Source organism: Saccharopolyspora pogona, assembly GCF_014697215.1.
In the GTDB taxonomy this organism is placed as follows: Bacteria; Actinomycetota; Actinomycetes; order Mycobacteriales; family Pseudonocardiaceae; genus Saccharopolyspora; species Saccharopolyspora hattusasensis.
Genome location: NZ_CP031142.1, coordinates 5,122,736 through 5,136,509, shown reverse-complemented (window position 1 = coordinate 5,136,509; position 13,774 = coordinate 5,122,736). Strand labels below are relative to the sequence as shown.

14 protein-coding genes and 1 pseudogene are annotated in these 13,774 nt (G+C 68.3%); 8 read left to right on the top strand and 7 right to left on the bottom strand.

All coding sequences use genetic code 11. The features are described from left to right. Positions 1-83: 83 nt before the first annotated feature. The 3 genes from DL519_RS23600 to DL519_RS23590 all read left to right on the top strand — a co-directional run bounded on the left by DL519_RS23600 (position 84) and on the right by DL519_RS23590 (position 6,184). Positions 84-5,054, top strand: coding sequence for an NAD-glutamate dehydrogenase (locus DL519_RS23600; protein WP_190817994.1), 4,971 nt, complete (start codon positions 84-86; stop codon positions 5,052-5,054). A gap of 64 nt (positions 5,055-5,118) precedes the next feature. Then, the gene (locus tag DL519_RS23595) at positions 5,119-5,550 is read left to right on the top strand and encodes an acyl-CoA thioesterase (RefSeq protein WP_190817993.1); all 432 of its coding nucleotides are present in this window, start codon (positions 5,119-5,121) and stop codon (positions 5,548-5,550) included. After that, positions 5,543-6,184 carry a hypothetical protein gene (locus tag DL519_RS23590; RefSeq protein WP_190817991.1) on the top strand — a complete coding sequence of 214 codons (642 nt, stop codon included), beginning with the start codon at positions 5,543-5,545 and terminating at the stop codon, positions 6,182-6,184. Before DL519_RS23595 ends, DL519_RS23590 begins: the two co-directional genes overlap by 8 nt. Before the next feature lie 19 nt (positions 6,185-6,203). Here the strand turns inward: DL519_RS23590 and DL519_RS23585 are convergent, their stop codons facing one another. Beyond that, positions 6,204-6,494, bottom strand: coding sequence for a hypothetical protein (locus tag DL519_RS23585; protein WP_190817989.1), 291 nt, complete (start codon positions 6,492-6,494; stop codon positions 6,204-6,206). A 231-nt stretch (positions 6,495-6,725) separates the two neighbouring features. Between DL519_RS23585 and DL519_RS23580 the strand changes: the two genes are divergently transcribed. Then, on the top strand, positions 6,726-7,112 hold the full coding sequence (locus tag DL519_RS23580; RefSeq protein ID WP_223839451.1) for a hypothetical protein: 387 nt from the start codon (positions 6,726-6,728) through the stop codon (positions 7,110-7,112). Further along, positions 7,109-7,627 carry a DUF3558 domain-containing protein gene (locus tag DL519_RS23575; RefSeq protein ID WP_190817987.1) on the top strand — a complete coding sequence of 173 codons (519 nt, stop codon included), beginning with the start codon at positions 7,109-7,111 and terminating at the stop codon, positions 7,625-7,627. The genes DL519_RS23580 and DL519_RS23575 overlap by 4 nt, the downstream gene beginning before the upstream one ends. Positions 7,628-7,764: 137 nt before the next feature. Here the strand turns inward: DL519_RS23575 and DL519_RS23570 are convergent, their stop codons facing one another. Together DL519_RS23570 and DL519_RS23565 are read right to left on the bottom strand one after the other, a co-directional pair. Continuing rightward, positions 7,765-7,971, bottom strand: coding sequence for a hypothetical protein (locus DL519_RS23570; protein WP_190817985.1), 207 nt, complete (start codon positions 7,969-7,971; stop codon positions 7,765-7,767). A gap of 40 nt (positions 7,972-8,011) precedes the next feature. After that, on the bottom strand, positions 8,012-8,233 hold the full coding sequence (locus DL519_RS23565) for a zinc finger protein (RefSeq protein ID WP_190817983.1): 222 nt from the start codon (positions 8,231-8,233) through the stop codon (positions 8,012-8,014). A gap of 135 nt (positions 8,234-8,368) precedes the next feature. On the opposite strand from DL519_RS23565, the gene DL519_RS23560 reads away from it, so the two are divergent. From DL519_RS23560 to DL519_RS23550, 3 genes are all read left to right on the top strand, one after another. Then, positions 8,369-9,211 carry a helix-turn-helix domain-containing protein gene (locus tag DL519_RS23560; protein WP_190817982.1) on the top strand — a complete coding sequence of 281 codons (843 nt, stop codon included), beginning with the start codon at positions 8,369-8,371 and terminating at the stop codon, positions 9,209-9,211. 23 nt (positions 9,212-9,234) lie between these two features. Further along, a complete protein-coding gene (locus DL519_RS23555) occupies positions 9,235-9,432 on the top strand; it encodes a DUF397 domain-containing protein (RefSeq protein ID WP_223839449.1) in 198 nt (65 codons plus the stop codon). A 121-nt stretch (positions 9,433-9,553) separates the two neighbouring features. Continuing rightward, on the top strand, positions 9,554-10,048 hold the full coding sequence (locus DL519_RS23550; protein ID WP_190817978.1) for a hypothetical protein: 495 nt from the start codon (positions 9,554-9,556) through the stop codon (positions 10,046-10,048). Positions 10,049-10,306: 258 nt separating this feature from the next. On the opposite strand, the gene DL519_RS23545 is transcribed toward DL519_RS23550, so the two are convergent. From DL519_RS23545 to DL519_RS50750, 4 genes and pseudogenes are all read right to left on the bottom strand, one after another. Beyond that, a complete protein-coding gene (locus DL519_RS23545; protein ID WP_190817976.1) occupies positions 10,307-11,530 on the bottom strand; it encodes a hypothetical protein in 1,224 nt (407 codons plus the stop codon). A gap of 3 nt (positions 11,531-11,533) precedes the next feature. Beyond that, positions 11,534-11,800 (bottom strand): hypothetical protein, encoded by a 267-nt coding sequence (locus DL519_RS23540; RefSeq protein ID WP_190817974.1) that lies wholly within the window; start codon positions 11,798-11,800, stop codon positions 11,534-11,536. 109 nt (positions 11,801-11,909) lie between these two features. After that, positions 11,910-13,208: a heparan-alpha-glucosaminide N-acetyltransferase domain-containing protein gene (locus DL519_RS23535; protein ID WP_223839447.1), complete on the bottom strand. Its 1,299-nt coding sequence runs from the start codon at positions 13,206-13,208 to the stop codon at positions 11,910-11,912. Between the two features lie 93 nt (positions 13,209-13,301). Continuing rightward, positions 13,302-13,760 (bottom strand): annotated as a pseudogene (locus DL519_RS50750) (DUF3459 domain-containing protein); the annotation flags it as partial. Positions 13,761-13,774: the final 14 nt, after the last annotated feature.

The window sequence follows — 13,774 nt, the reverse complement described above, 5'->3', positions numbered from 1 at the left end:
CACCACCTGCTCCCGGAACTGGCAGTCTTAAGGTGGAACCTGTTGGCACAATGAGGTGCCGTCAAGCGTGGAGCTGCCTGAAGATGACCTCGAACCCCGGACAGTCGAAGACCGGAGAACGCCCGCGAGCCGATGGGGATGACGCGGTCGGCGAGCGCTCCGAGAACCCCGAACTGGCCAAGAGCCGCCTCCTCGACAGAGCGGTCGAGTTCACCCCGGAACTCGCCGAGCTGTTGCATGCCTACTACCGGCACGTGCCCGCCGAGGAGCTCGTCGACGACGAACCCACCGACCTCGTCGGAGCCCTGCGGTCGCACTACCGGCTCGCCTCGACGCGCGTCGCCGGACGCCCGCTGGTGCAGATCTCCAATCCGGACCGGACCGATGACGGCTGGCAGAGCCAGGCGACGGTGGTGCAGATCGTCACCGACGACATGCCCTACCTGGTGGATTCGGTCATCGCCGAGCTCGGTCGCGATGGCGCCGAGGTGCAGCGCATCATCCACCCCATCTTCGTGGTCCGCCGCGACGTGGCCGGCGAGTTGCAGGAAGTGCTGCCCGGTGCGGACCCGGCGGAACCGCCGGCCGACGCGATCGCCGAAAGCTGGATGTTCGTCGAGGTCGACCGGGTCGTCGACGAAGAGCGGCTGAGCGTCCTCCAACACGGCCTGACCGACGTGCTCAACGACGTGCGCGAGGTCGTCGAGGACACCGAGCGGATGCACGCCACCGCTAAGGCGTTGGCCGACGAGCTGGAGCGGACCCCGCCGCTGCTGCCGGGCGAGGACGTCCACGACGGGGTCGAGCTGCTGCGCTGGCTGGCCGAAGGCCACTTCACGTTCCTCGGCTACCGGCATTACGAGCTGGTCGACGGTTCCGGACCCGCACTGCAGGCCGTGCTGGCCTCCGGGCTGGGCGTGCTGCGCAGCGACAGCGTCGCGGCGCGCAGCCTGACCGCCGGGCCGGACGGCCGCGCCAGCGCGCTGTCCAAGGACCTGCTGGTGCTCACGCAGGCCAGCGCACCGTCCACAGTGCACCGTCCGGTGCACCCGTTCTACGTCGGTGTCAAGACTTTCGACGAGTCCGGGCAGGTCAACGGGGAACACCGGTTCCTCGGGCTGTTCAACACCGCCGCGCTGCACGAAGACGTGCTCGACATCCCGTTCATCCAACGCCGGGTGCGGGAGATCATCCACCGCGCCGGGTTCCCGATGGAGTCCTACTCGGGCCAGCGGATGCTGGAGGAGATCCAGAACTACCCGCGCACCGAACTGTTCTCCACCGACCCGGACACGCTGCAGGAAACCATCACCGGCGTGCTGGCGCTGGCCGAGCGGCGCAAGCTCAAGCCGTTCCTGCGCCGCGACCCGTACGGCCGCTTCTACTCCTGCCTGGTGTACCTGCCGCGGGACCGCTACACGACCAGTTCGCGGCTGGCGATGCAGGAGGTGCTGCTGGAGGAGCTCCAGGGCACCGGCCTGGAGTACAGCACGCGGGTCGGCGAATCCACCCTGGCGCGGGTGCACTTCGTGGTGCACACCGACCCGGAGAACCAGGGCGAGCCGGACCTGGCGCGCATCCAGCGGCGGCTCGACGAGGCCATCCACACCTGGGACGACCAGATGATCGAGGAGGTCGACGCCGAGCAGTCCGGCGCCGGCCGCGACGGGCACGCGACGCGCAGCCTGTCGGAAGCGATCAGCCAGATCGGTCAGAGCTGCGCGTCGAGCTTCCCGGAGTCCTACAAGGAGGACTTCACCGCAGCCGAGGGCCTGGCGGACCTGCGGCGGCTGGAGTCGCTATCGGGCCCCCGCGACCTGAAGATGTCGTTCTACGCGCCGCGTGACGCCAGCGCGGGCCAGCGCCGCTTCAAGCTCTACGTCGGCGGCCGGGTCACGCTGTCCCGGGTGCTGCCGGTGCTGCAGAGCATGGGCGTCGAGGTCGTTGACGAGCGCCCCTACGAGGTCATCGTCGGCGACACCGACCAGCAGTACTGGATCTACGACTTCGGGCTGCGGCTGGACCCGAGCTTGCTGGACAGCGCGACCAGCGGGGGCCTGCTGGACACCCTGCGGCAGCGCTTCGAGGACGCCTTCCGGGCCGCCTGGCTCGGTGACGCCGAGGTCGACCGGTTCAACGCGCTCGTGCTGCGCGCCGGGCTGAACTGGCGGCAGGCCTCGGTGCTGCGCGCCTACGCCAAGTACCTGCGGCAGGTCGGCATCGCCTACAGCCAGGACTACATCGAGGACGCGATCCTGGCGCACCGCACCACCACGACGACGCTGGTCAGGCTGTTCGAGACGCGCTTCGACCCGGCGCTGGGCGCGGACGACAGGGCGTCCCGCGAGGCGGACCTGACCGAAGATGTCACCAAGCTGATCGACGAGGTCACCAGCCTCGACGCGGACCGGATCCTGCGCAGCTATCTGAGCCTGATCCGCGCCACGCTGCGGACCAACTACTTCGCCGGGGACGAGCGGCGCGAGCGCTCCTACCTGGCGTTGAAGCTGGAGCCCAGGGAGATCCCGGGGCTGCCGGAGCCGCGCCCGCAGTTCGAGATCTTCGTGTACTCGCCGTGGGTGGAGGGCGTGCACCTGCGGTTCGGTTCGGTGGCCCGCGGCGGTCTGCGCTGGTCGGACCGGCGGGAGGACTTCCGCACCGAGATCCTGGGCCTGGTCAAGGCGCAGGCGGTGAAGAACGCGGTGATCGTGCCGGTCGGCGCGAAGGGCGGCTTCGTGGTGAAGCGGCCGCCGACGCCCACCGGCGACCCGGCGGTGGACCGCAAGGCCACCCTCGACGAGGGCATCGCCTGCTACCGGATGTTCATCTCCGGGCTGTTGGACCTGACCGACAACCTGGCCGGCGGCGAGGTGGCCCCGCCGCGGGACGTGGTGCGCCACGACGGCGACGACACCTACCTGGTGGTGGCGGCCGATAAGGGCACCGCAAAGTTCTCCGACATCGCCAACGACGTGGCCAAGTCCTACGGGTTCTGGCTGGGCGACGCGTTCGCCTCCGGCGGCTCGGTGGGTTACGACCACAAGGCAATGGGCATCACCGCGAAGGGCGCGTGGGAGAGCGTCAAGCGGCACTTCCGCGAGCTCGACGTGGACACCCAGTCCGAGGACTTCACCGTGGTCGGCATCGGCGACATGGCCGGGGACGTCTTCGGCAACGGGCTGCTGCTGTCCGAGCACATCAAGCTGGTGGCCGCGTTCAACCACATGCACGTGTTCATCGACCCCGGCCCGGATCCGGCGGTGTCCTTCGCCGAGCGCCGCAGGCTGTTCGAGCTGCCGCGGTCGACCTGGGACGACTACGACCGCACCAAGATCAGCGCCGGTGGTGGCGTGTGGTCGCGGTCGCTGAAGTCGATCCCGCTGAACCCGCAGATCCGGCAGGCGCTGGGCATCGACGAGTCGGTGCGCCAGCTGGCCCCGGCCGAGCTGATCAAGAGGATCCTGCTGGCCCCGACCGACCTGCTGTGGAACGGCGGCATCGGCACCTACGTCAAGGCTGCGACCGAGACACACGCCGAGGTCGGCGACAAGGCCAACGACGCGGTCCGGGTCAACGGAGCCGACCTGCGGGCGAAGGTCGTCGGCGAGGGCGGCAACCTCGGGCTGACGCAGCTCGGGCGCATCGAGTTCGCCCGCGCCGGCGGCAAGGTCAACACCGATGCGCTGGACAACTCCGCCGGTGTGGACTGCTCCGACCACGAGGTCAACATCAAGATCCTGCTCGACCACCTGGTGGCCGACGGGAAGTTGACCGGTGAGCAGCGCAACGAGCTGCTCGCGGACATGACGGACGAGGTTGGCGAGCTGGTGCTGGCCGACAACCACTCGCAGAACGCGGTGCTGGGCATCTCGCGGGCGCACGCCGCCCCGATGGTGTCGGTGCACGCCCGCCAGGTGACCGCGCTGGAGAAGACCACGGGGCTGGACCGCAAGCTGGAGGCGTTGCCGACGTCGAAGGAGTTCCGCGACCGCGAGAAGGCCGGGGAGGGGCTGAGCTCGCCGGAGCTGGCGACGCTGATGGCGCACGTCAAGCTGTCGCTGAAGCGCGATGTGCTGGCCAGCGGCCTGCCGGACGCCGAGGCGTTCAGCGGTCGGCTCCCGGAGTACTTCCCGAAGCCCCTGCGGGAGCAATACGGCGACGCGATCGCGGCGCACCCGCTGCGCCGGGAGATCATCACGACGCTGCTGGTGAACGAGATGGTCGACGGCGCGGGCATCTCCTACGCCTACCGCCTGTCGGAGGAGAACAGCGCTTCGACGACCGACGCGGTGCGGGCGTTCGCGGTGGTCACCAACGTCTTCGGGCTGCGCGAGCTGTGGGCGCAGATCGACGCGCTGGGCGGTTCGATGCCGAGTTCGGTGGCCGACGAGCTGGTGCTGGAAAGCCGCCGACTGCTGGACCGGGCGGCGCGCTGGATGCTGACGAACCGGCCGCAGCCGCTGGCGATCGGTGCCGAGATCAGCCGGTTCCAGCCGGTGGTGGCGGAGCTGTCCGACTCGGTCCGCGGCCTGCTTCGCGGCCGGGCGGCCGAAGGCGCCACCGAGATGATCGACCACTGCGTAGCGGCTGGCGTCCCAGAGGACCTGGCGGAACGCCTAGGCGTGCTGCTGGATTCGTTCGCGCTGCTGGACATCCGGGAGATCGCCGAGCTCGCGGAACGCGACGCGGGGGTCGCGGCGGAGCGCAGCCCGCGGGAAAGCGCGGACCTGTACTACTCGCTCGCGGAGCACCTCGACGTCGAGCGGATGCTGCTGGCGGTCAACGAGCTGGAGCGCGGGAACCGGTGGCACTCGCTGGCCCGGTTGGCGTTGCGGGATGATTTCTACGCGTCGCTGCGTGCAATCACCATCGACGTCCTGCGGACCAGCGATCCGGAGGACAGTCCGGAGGAGAAGATCGCTCGTTGGGAGTCGACCAACGAGTCGCGACTGGCGCGGGCCAACTCGTCGCTGGAGCAGATCAAGAACTCCGGTCGGCTGGATCTGGCCACGCTGTCGGTGGCGGCCCGCCAGCTGCGCAGCATGGTCCGGTGAACGTCGGGTGGCTTGCGGTCGTGCCGGCCGCAAGCCACCCGAACGGCAGAAAGGAAGCTCGCCAGTGGGCGCGTTCGTAGCCGAGGTGGCCCTGCGCTGGTCCGACATGGACGCGTTCGGGCACGTCAACCATGCAAGGACGATCACGCTGCTGGAGGAGGCGCGGGCCGAGCTGCTGTTCACCGAGGCGAAACGGCAGGGCCTGCTCGGGATGGCGGAGGGCATGGTGGTCGCCCGGGTCGTGATCGACTATCACAGTCCGCTGCTGTACCAGGCGAGGTCGCTGCAGGTGCGGATGTCGGTGCGGGAACTGAAGGCCGCGTCGTTCATCGTTGACTACACGGCCTACGCGCAGGAGGCGGTGGCCACCGCGGAAACCCTGATGGTGCCCTACGACCTGCGGGCGGGGCGGCCGCGGCGGCTGACGTCGCAGGAGCGGAACTTCCTCGCGGAGTGGCAGCTCGAACCGGCGAAGTCGGAGTTGGGCCGTGCCTGAGCTGCGGATGCCCGACCCGGTCGAGCGCGAGGACCTCGGAGCGTTCGTGGCCCGCGCGGTGCGGCTGGACGGCCAGGCGCTGGTGCGCTTGCGCAACAGGCCTGGCGCAGCCCGCGTCGACGTGTGGGCGGCGACGCCGTTCGACGCGCTGTCCACCAGGTCGGTCGAGGGCGAGGTCGAGCCGTCGGACGTGACGGTGTCCGGCAACGGACTGCTGGCCGCGTTGACGGTGGCGGGCGCCCCGGTGATGGATCCCGGACCGCCGCGGGACCTGATGTGGCGCTCCGAACTGCCGCCGTTCGAGGGCTGGCACCGGGTGGACGATCTGCCTGCAAAGCTCGTCGGGGAGGTCGCGGAGCGCGGCATCGACGTGGCCAAGGACAACGTCGGTCCAAAGGGGACACCGCCGGCGTCCTTGCTGGACCAGGAGGTCTTCACGGTCAGCGGTTCGGGTTTCGAGGTGAAGGTTCCGCTGCGCTGCCTGTTCGTGTTGTCCGGCATGGGTTTCCTGGTGCCCAAGCCGACGGAGTCGGAGATCGTCCGGGTGAGCGCCACGGACGCCTGGCTGCGCCTCGACTCCCGCTACGGCGCGGTGGTCCGCCGCCGCCACGCCCTGCTCCCGCTGCTGGTCTGATCGTCGCGGAGCGTTCCCGCTAGTCGGGATCTCCAGGGACAAAGTCGAGGTGTGCGATCCGTTCCTCGATGGTGACAACGTTGGCTACGGCATCGCAGGCCTGCCGGGTGAGGTCGGTGAGTTCGGCAAGATGTTGTTCCGCAATATCCCGGCCAATCGGGGTTTCGGCCAGCGCCTGCAGCGTAACCTCGCGCAACTCGAACTCGGTCGTAGTGAAGAACTCCAGCAATTCGCGCTGCTGCGTCTCAGTGATCAGCAGGCTGTGATCGCGGTCCGCGTCGTCGGGAACTTCTGGGTGCCGGTTGGTCATCGCAGCGAACTCCTCGTTCTCCCCCGGATTTACCACGGTAGCGCCGGACCAACATCGCCGTTCACGATTCGGCCGCAAACGCGGTGGCGTGGTTCGGCATGTGATCTTTCTTCAGATTTGCCTGTGGGCGGGTGGCCTGGCTCGTTAGGGTCGGTTCCAAGGAGCTGAAGTGGGAGGGGTGCACAATGGCGGAGAACTTCTTATCGGGAGACCTGTCGGGGGCGTTCGCCGGTGCTGGAGCCCAGCTGGGTGCGATCCAGGCAGCAGAACGACCAGCTGGCACAGCAGGTCTCCGAAGGCAAGCTGCGGATGAACCCCGACAGCGCCAACAAGGCCGCCGAAGTCTACAAAGAGGTAGCTTGGGAGGTCGACAAGCTTTCAAAGAAGGCCTACCAGCTTGAGCGTGTCGAGGGTTTGGGCGCCTACCGCTCGGCGCAGGAACTTGCGACGAAGTTCGGTCAGAAGGCGACCAACGGGGTCAACGGCGCCGCTGAACTGCTGGGGCAGCTTCGTGACGAACTGATCCGGAAGGCGAACCTCTTCCGTGAGGCGGCCAAGGACTACGTTGCTACCGACGAGCAGATCGCCCAGGACTTGCAGATGGGTAACCAGGAATGAACGCACTGTCTCGAACCGTGGCTGCTGCGTGTGCCGGGGTAGCTGCGTTGGTGATCGCGGGCTGCGGTGGGCCGGCCGCGAAGCGGGAGCCTGCTGACACGCAGTCGCAAGGTCTGGCCTCGGTTGATCCGTGCACGTTGCTGACCCCGGACGAGCTGAAGTCCTTCGGCTTCGAAGGGCCCGGCGAGCCCGATACCACTATTTCCTCGGAACCTGGCTGTTCCTTCCGCGGAGAGCCGCTGACCGTGACGTTCTACAAGAACCAGGAAAAGACGGTCGAGGCCTACAGCCACAAGGAGAACTGGTCGAAGTTCGACCGGCTGCAGATCGACGGCCGAGCAGCGGCAAGTGCCACGAGTGAAAGCGGCAAGGCCGCGCGGATCTGCACCGCGATGTTCGACGCGGGTGGCGGCGTGATCCTCGTCGACGTCAGCGAGTTCCTGGACCAGGGGCTGGACGAGTGCGCTGAGGCGCGGAAGGTGGCGCAGGTGATCGCGCCACGTATGCCCCGGTGAATCTGCGGATCAGTGGATAGGGAGGTGGACCGGGCAGGGGGAGGGGCTGCCCGGCCCACCTGGGCGGTCTGGCACCCACGGAGCGGGGTCGGGTGCCAGACGTGGTTCAGAGATGCGATCCGGTTTCGGGTCGGGCGTCAGCTCGGCTCGCGCAGGCGATGTCGTCCGATGCCGGATTCCTCTTGCACTGCTTGGCGTTCCTCCTCGATCTCGGCGATCAGATGCCAGACCGTGTAATCGCCTTCGCCACCGCCGCTGTGCCGCGCTTGCGGTAAGCGCGAGAACACCATTCCGAAGATGATGACGTTGATCAGCACGAGCGTCGCGACCTGGAGCCAGAACATGGTGATTTCCTTCGCCGTCGAATCCGGTTGTGGTTGAGCGCTACTGGCGGGATGCGAGGACCTGCCAGAACGCCATGCAGGTGCTCTCGCGTATCCAGGCGATCTCCGGCGCGATGCGCTGCAGTTCGTCGGTGCTGACCTCAACGCCGCACAAGGCCTTGACGACCGGCCCCGGCCCGGCGTTCCGCGCGGCCGAATCGAAGGCGTGCCGACCACCGCTGACCGGCTGCCACCGCCCGATTTTCGCGCCACCAGGCAACATCCCGACTCCTTCCGTCGATCAACTGATCTTTAATGATCTACGTAGGAATTTACTGATGTCTATACTTCGATCAGGTGGAGTTGCTCTGAGTAGCGCCATGCAGACTGTTGGTGTTCGCGTGGAAGGGGTTGAGCCGTGGCGCAGTGGACGGACCCGGCAGCTCAACGGTGGCTCATCGGTGTTGAGCTTCGGCACTATCGGCAGCTGGCGAACCGAACCGCCGTTGTTGCGGCGGAGGCGATCGGCTGTACCCCAGGAAAGATCAACCACTTGGAAAGCGGGCGGAATCGGCAGCAGCCCGACGAAGTGGTGGCCCTGCTGAAGTACTACGGCGCGCCCGAAGGCGTGGTCGAAAGACTCGCGGAGCTAGCGGAGCGGGCCGATCAACGCGCATGGTGGGCGCCCTGGAGTGATGTCACGGCAACCTGGTTCCAGCCGTTCGTAGGTTTGGAAGGCCAAGCCGCGCGCGAGTTTCTTTACGAGCCGGTGTTCGTTCCAGGGTTGTTGCAGACGGAAGCGTATGCGCACGCTGTTACGTCGGCCACGCCTCGGGTACGGCCAGATCATGTCGACCGGTTCGTGGCCTTCCGGCAGGCTAGGGCGGCTGTGCTGACAGATGTGGAGCCACTAGAGCTTGCTGTTGTCGTCGGAGAAACAGCGCTTCGCCTTGATGTCGGTGACCCTGCCATCCTGCAAGATCAGTACCGGCACCTGATTCGTTTGGCGGCGTTGCCGAATATCGAACTGCAGGTCTTGCGCCCTGAAGACGGTATCCACAGTGGATTTACCGGTGCCTTCGCGATCCTTGGCTTCGACCATGCGCACTCGGTCGGGTATGTCGAACTCCAAGACGACGCCGTCTACATTCACGATCAAGAGCGGATGCGCGGATATAGCATGGCAGCGGAGAACCTGCGGGAAGTCGCGCTGTCGCCTCCTGAATCGGTGAGGTTCATCGAGTCGCTGGTGCACGACTGATCGGGAGAGGGAAAGCCATGTCAGTGGCCGACTTAGTTGAGACGCGTTGGATCACGAGTAGCTACAGCGGCGGTAACGGCAACTGCGTCGAAGTGGCCGTGGGGGCTGACTGGACCGGGGTGCGGGACACGAAGGATCGGGCTGGCGGCGCCCTGGTCGTGTCGGCACGTCAGTGGCGGGGCTTTATCGCTGCTGTGAAGTCCGCCCACTACGAGCTCTGAAGCGCTGGTCTGAGGTGCGAAGGGTGCCTTGACCGATATGCCGGTCAAGGGACCCCTCACTCGTCACCGTTCCCCGGTGGTGGTGCGCGAGGGTGCGGAGCGTCCGCCTGGAGGTGGCCTGGTGCGGGTAAATCGCGCGGTGGAGCAGGACGCGCTCACGACGCTACTCGGTGGCGCGACCAGTGACGGGTTCGTACTGATCTCGACGGTTGATGGGGTCGCAGGAGTAGGTAAGTCGACGTTGGCCGTGCACTGGGCGCACCGCGTGAGGGATCGGTGCCCGGACGGCGACCTCTACGTGAACCTACGGGGCTTCGACCCGATCGCCGAGCCGTTAGAAGCCGCCGATGCCTTGGGCAGTTTCTTGATCGCCTTGGGGATTCCAACAGAGCGAATGCCTCAGGAATTGGACGCTCGTGCGGGGCTGTTCCGCAGTCTGGTGCACGGCAAGCAGATGCTTATCCTGCTCGACAATGCCCGCACAGCCGAGCAGGTCCGGCCGCTGCTGCCTGGCAGCTCAAGCTGCTTGGCGCTGGTCACCAGCCGGAACCGGTTGCACGAGTTGGTCGTTCGAGAAGGCGCCTGCTGGCTTGCTACCTCGGCGATCAGCGGGTGAGAGCAGAGCACGAGGCGGTGCGGGAGCTCATCCGTCACTGCGCCGGGCTTCCTCTTGCCCTCGGCATCGTTGCGGACCGAGCAGGCGAGAATCCAGTTGCAGGACGAGCGGGAGCGACTCAGCTCACGCTTAACCTTTCCGAATGTCCGTTCCGTGTCAGTATGGGCGATCTTTCGGGCGGTCCAGAGCTACGGTCGCTGCAAAACTGCGAAACTTGAGGACCTCTGATTTCAATGGAAATTGCGGCACCGGATGCCTTCAGGACGTGCCGCGATCCGTGGTGTAGGCCGGCGCGGTCGTACTGGGATTGTGAGTCGTCGTGGGATCAGTGGTGGGTTCCGTCGCCGTCGTGGTCGGCGTGGGTTCCGGCGTTTGCGTCGGTTCGTGAGTCGTGGTCTGCGCCGGTGGGTCGGGCGTCGTTTTCTGCGGTCGTTCGTGGGTCGTGGTTCGCGTCGGCGGATCGGGCGTCGTGTTCTGCGGTCGTTCGTGGGTCGTGGTTCGCGTCGGCGGATCGGGCGTCGTGTTCTGCGGTCGTTCGTGGGTCGTGGTTCGCGTCGGCGGATCGGGCGTCGTGTTCTGCGGTCGTTCGTGGGTCGTGGTTCGCGTCGGCGGATCGGGCGTCGTGTTCTGCGGTGGCTGGTGGGTCGTCGTCGTCTGCGGCGGAGCGGTCGGCACCCTCGTCGGTCCGTCAGAGATCTCCGGTGCCTGGCCAGGTGGCTGGCCAGGTGGCGGGGCGGGTGGCGAGGCAGGTGGCGGGGCGGCCGGCTTCGCCGGAGCAACACCGCCCTGCTGCCTGGCGGCGCCCGGGGCCCGGATGGGCGCCGCGCCTGACCCGGTCGAGTCCTGCGGCCTGGTGCTGACGACCGGCGAATTCGCCCTCCCGTCCGAAGACCCCGTCTCCGGCGGAGCTGGGGCGGCAGCCGCGCTCGGCGGCGGAGGGGGTGGTTGGGGCGGCCCCGGAGTCCGCGCCACGAGCGGCAGCCCGGGGGCCACCACGTCGTGGGGCGGATTGGTGTTGAGCAGGGGCGCCTCGCCATCCGGCGCGGGCACCGTGTTCTCGGCGAACGGCGGGAGCCGGTTGAAGATGCCCGGTGGGATCAGGCCGAAGAAGGGATCCGCGAGCGGCGCCGTCAAGGTGTAGGCGGCCGCGGCGATGCCGGCACCGAGCGCCGCCGTCGCCAGCGAGAGGCGGAACTGCTTCCGCAGCGGCAGGGCTGTCGGCTCCTGGGGCGGGATGGGCGAGCCCAGCGGCTCGCTCACCAGCCACCGCCGCACCGCCGCGCCGTCCCGCGCGAACCCGGCCCAAACCCGGCCGAGCCAACTTGTCGCGTTGCCCAGGTGGTCCTGCAGCGCGGCCACCGGGAGCGGACTCGTCGAGAGGGGACCACCCAGCCCGGATGGGCTCGGTTCTGCGTCGCGGAGCAGGTCGGCGAGGCCGTCGAGGCGTTCCCGGAGGATCGCCGGGTCGGTCGGGGCCGGCACCGCTCAGCCCTCGACTTCCCGGAACCGCAGGCTCGACAGCGCGACGCCGTCGTAGCGCCACCACCGCTCGGTCGAGAGGTCCAGGATCCAGGCGTCGTGCTCGCGCACGATCAGTCCGACGCCGAGAGCGCGGCGGCGGAAGGTCGCGTCGTCGATGCTGCCCGCCTCCAGCTCGTCGAGCAGCGACCGGTAGCTGGCCATGGCCTTGCCGAGGGCGGGTGGGATTCCGACTGCGTCCGGTGGGTCGTCGGGCCGGTGCCGGAAACTCATCAAGATCACCTCCGGATGGGCGACGCCATCCCCAACGCAACGACTTCCGGCGCGTGGTTGTTAAGAGGCGAAAGTCCCACCGGTTCTGAAGCCCCGGCGTTCTACCTGCTCAGCGCTGGCGGGCCGAACGCTCGGTCACCCACCGGACGGTCTCGCTGATGGCCGCCTCCAGCGGCCCGCGGCGGAAGAACCGCTTCCAGATCAGCGGGAACACGATCGAGAAGATCAGGAAAAGCTCGGGCATGTAGGTGTTGACGAACGCCACCACGCCCTCGGGGCGGTGGCCGTCGCGCGGGAACGCCGGCATGTTCGGGACGTCCGTCGGCAGCGCCGGGCCCATGCTGGCCAGCTGGGCCAGGGTGTCCGGCACGCCGCTCAGCGGCCAGCCGCCGACGACGATCTGCCAGGCCAGCGTCAGCGCGTGGATCGCGTACAGCGTCAGCGCCATCGAGCCGGCCGTGGCCAGTGGCTTCAGCGACCGCCCGGTCCGGCCGGCCAGTTCCAGGCAGATCGCGAGGATCACCAACGCGATGCCCCCGGAGTCGAGCAGTTCGAACGTGCTGCCGCTGTGCGCGGAGGCGGTCAGTAGCCACTCCGGGTGGTCGATCGGGACGGTGCCCTCGCTCGGCCCCGGCGGCAGTGCCGTGCCGGTGGACTCCACCAGCCAGCTCGACAGCTCGCACCCCGCGTACGACACGGCCAGCCCGGTCGCGCCGAGCCAGATCCGCACTTTGGTCGACCGCAGGTCCAACCGCCCGACGGCCATCCCGGCCAGCACCAGCGGCAGGTACGACGCCGCCGGGTAGAAGCCGAGCAGCAGCAGGTCGAACAGCCCCTCGTCGGCGATCAGATGCCCCGGATCGATCAGGTCGATCGCGTCGACGACCGCGCGCAGCGGCGTGTCCCCGGCGATCCAGGCCCGCAGCACGAACGACAGCTGGGGACCCACCGCGGCCGCGACGACCGCGGCGATCAGCAGCCCGCGCGCCCGCAACCGGATGAACGGCACTGCCAGCAAGAAGTAGAGCCCGTAGAACGGGATGATCACGGTGAGCAGGAAGCCCGTCGCGCTGGTCGCCCGCGCCAGCGCGAGGCCGACCACCAGCAGCAGCACCGCGCGCACCGCGACCCGGACGCGGGCGTCGCGGAGCGCGCTATCGGTCGGCGGCTCGCTGCGCCCTGTCATCATCGCCAGCGAGACCCCGGCCAGCAGGGTGAACAGCGCGGTGGACCGGCCGCTGGAGAACTGCGCGATCCAAACCTCAACGTCGCCCTGCGCGAACGGCACGCCGAAGTGGATGCAGAACATGCCGAACACCGCGACGAACCGGGCGATGTCGACGCCGACCAACCGGCGGGTGCGTTCCGTCGTCCGAGGAAGGCTCAGCTCGGGCGCACGGGCAGACATAGCATCCAGCGGGTCGTCAGGCGGCGGTCCTACCAAAATTTACCGGCACCCGCTCCGGCCCACTCGCGCCCGGTCGCCTAGGCGAGGTCAGGCTCACACCAACCAAGCGGCGGTGCCCGGCGACAACTCCCCGGATTCCAGCGGTCGCGAGGTCAGCAGCACCTCGCCGGGAGGCAGCGGCACCGGGGCCGGCGAGGTGTTCAACGCGCAGATCAGGGTCGTGCCGGTGCGCCGGAACGCTAAGCACCCGTCCGGCGCCCCGAACCACTCGATGTCGTCGCCGGTGAACGCCGGATGCGTGCTCCGGGTCTCCAGCGCGTGCCGGTACAGCGACAGCGTGGACGTCTCGTCCTCCAGCTGAGCCTCCGCGGTGAACGTGACCCAGTCCGCCGGGATCGACGACCAGTCGGCCTCGGCGGTGGAGAAGCCGAACGGCGGCCGGTCGCCCTCCCACGGCATCCGGACGCGCTGGGTCCCGGGCAGGCCGAGCTCCTCGCCGTGCCGCAGGCAGACCGCGCCGGGCAGCGCCAGCTGCACCAGGGCCATCGCGCGGACCGGGGTCAGCG

Excerpts from the sequence above, each read along its gene's own strand:
- DL519_RS23600 (WP_190817994.1), top strand. The coding sequence starts at position 84 with ATGACCTCGAACCCCGGACAGTCGAAGACCGGAGAACGCCCGCGAGCC.
- DL519_RS23585 (WP_190817989.1), bottom strand. The coding sequence starts at position 6,494 with ATGACCAACCGGCACCCAGAAGTTCCCGACGACGCGGACCGCGATCAC.
- DL519_RS23575 (WP_190817987.1), top strand. The coding sequence starts at position 7,109 with ATGAACGCACTGTCTCGAACCGTGGCTGCTGCGTGTGCCGGGGTAGCT.
- DL519_RS23570 (WP_190817985.1), bottom strand. The coding sequence starts at position 7,971 with ATGTTCTGGCTCCAGGTCGCGACGCTCGTGCTGATCAACGTCATCATC.
- DL519_RS23565 (WP_190817983.1), bottom strand. The coding sequence starts at position 8,233 with ATGTTGCCTGGTGGCGCGAAAATCGGGCGGTGGCAGCCGGTCAGCGGT.
- DL519_RS23540 (WP_190817974.1), bottom strand. The coding sequence starts at position 11,800 with ATGAGTTTCCGGCACCGGCCCGACGACCCACCGGACGCAGTCGGAATC.
- DL519_RS23535 (WP_223839447.1), bottom strand. The coding sequence starts at position 13,208 with ATGTCTGCCCGTGCGCCCGAGCTGAGCCTTCCTCGGACGACGGAACGC.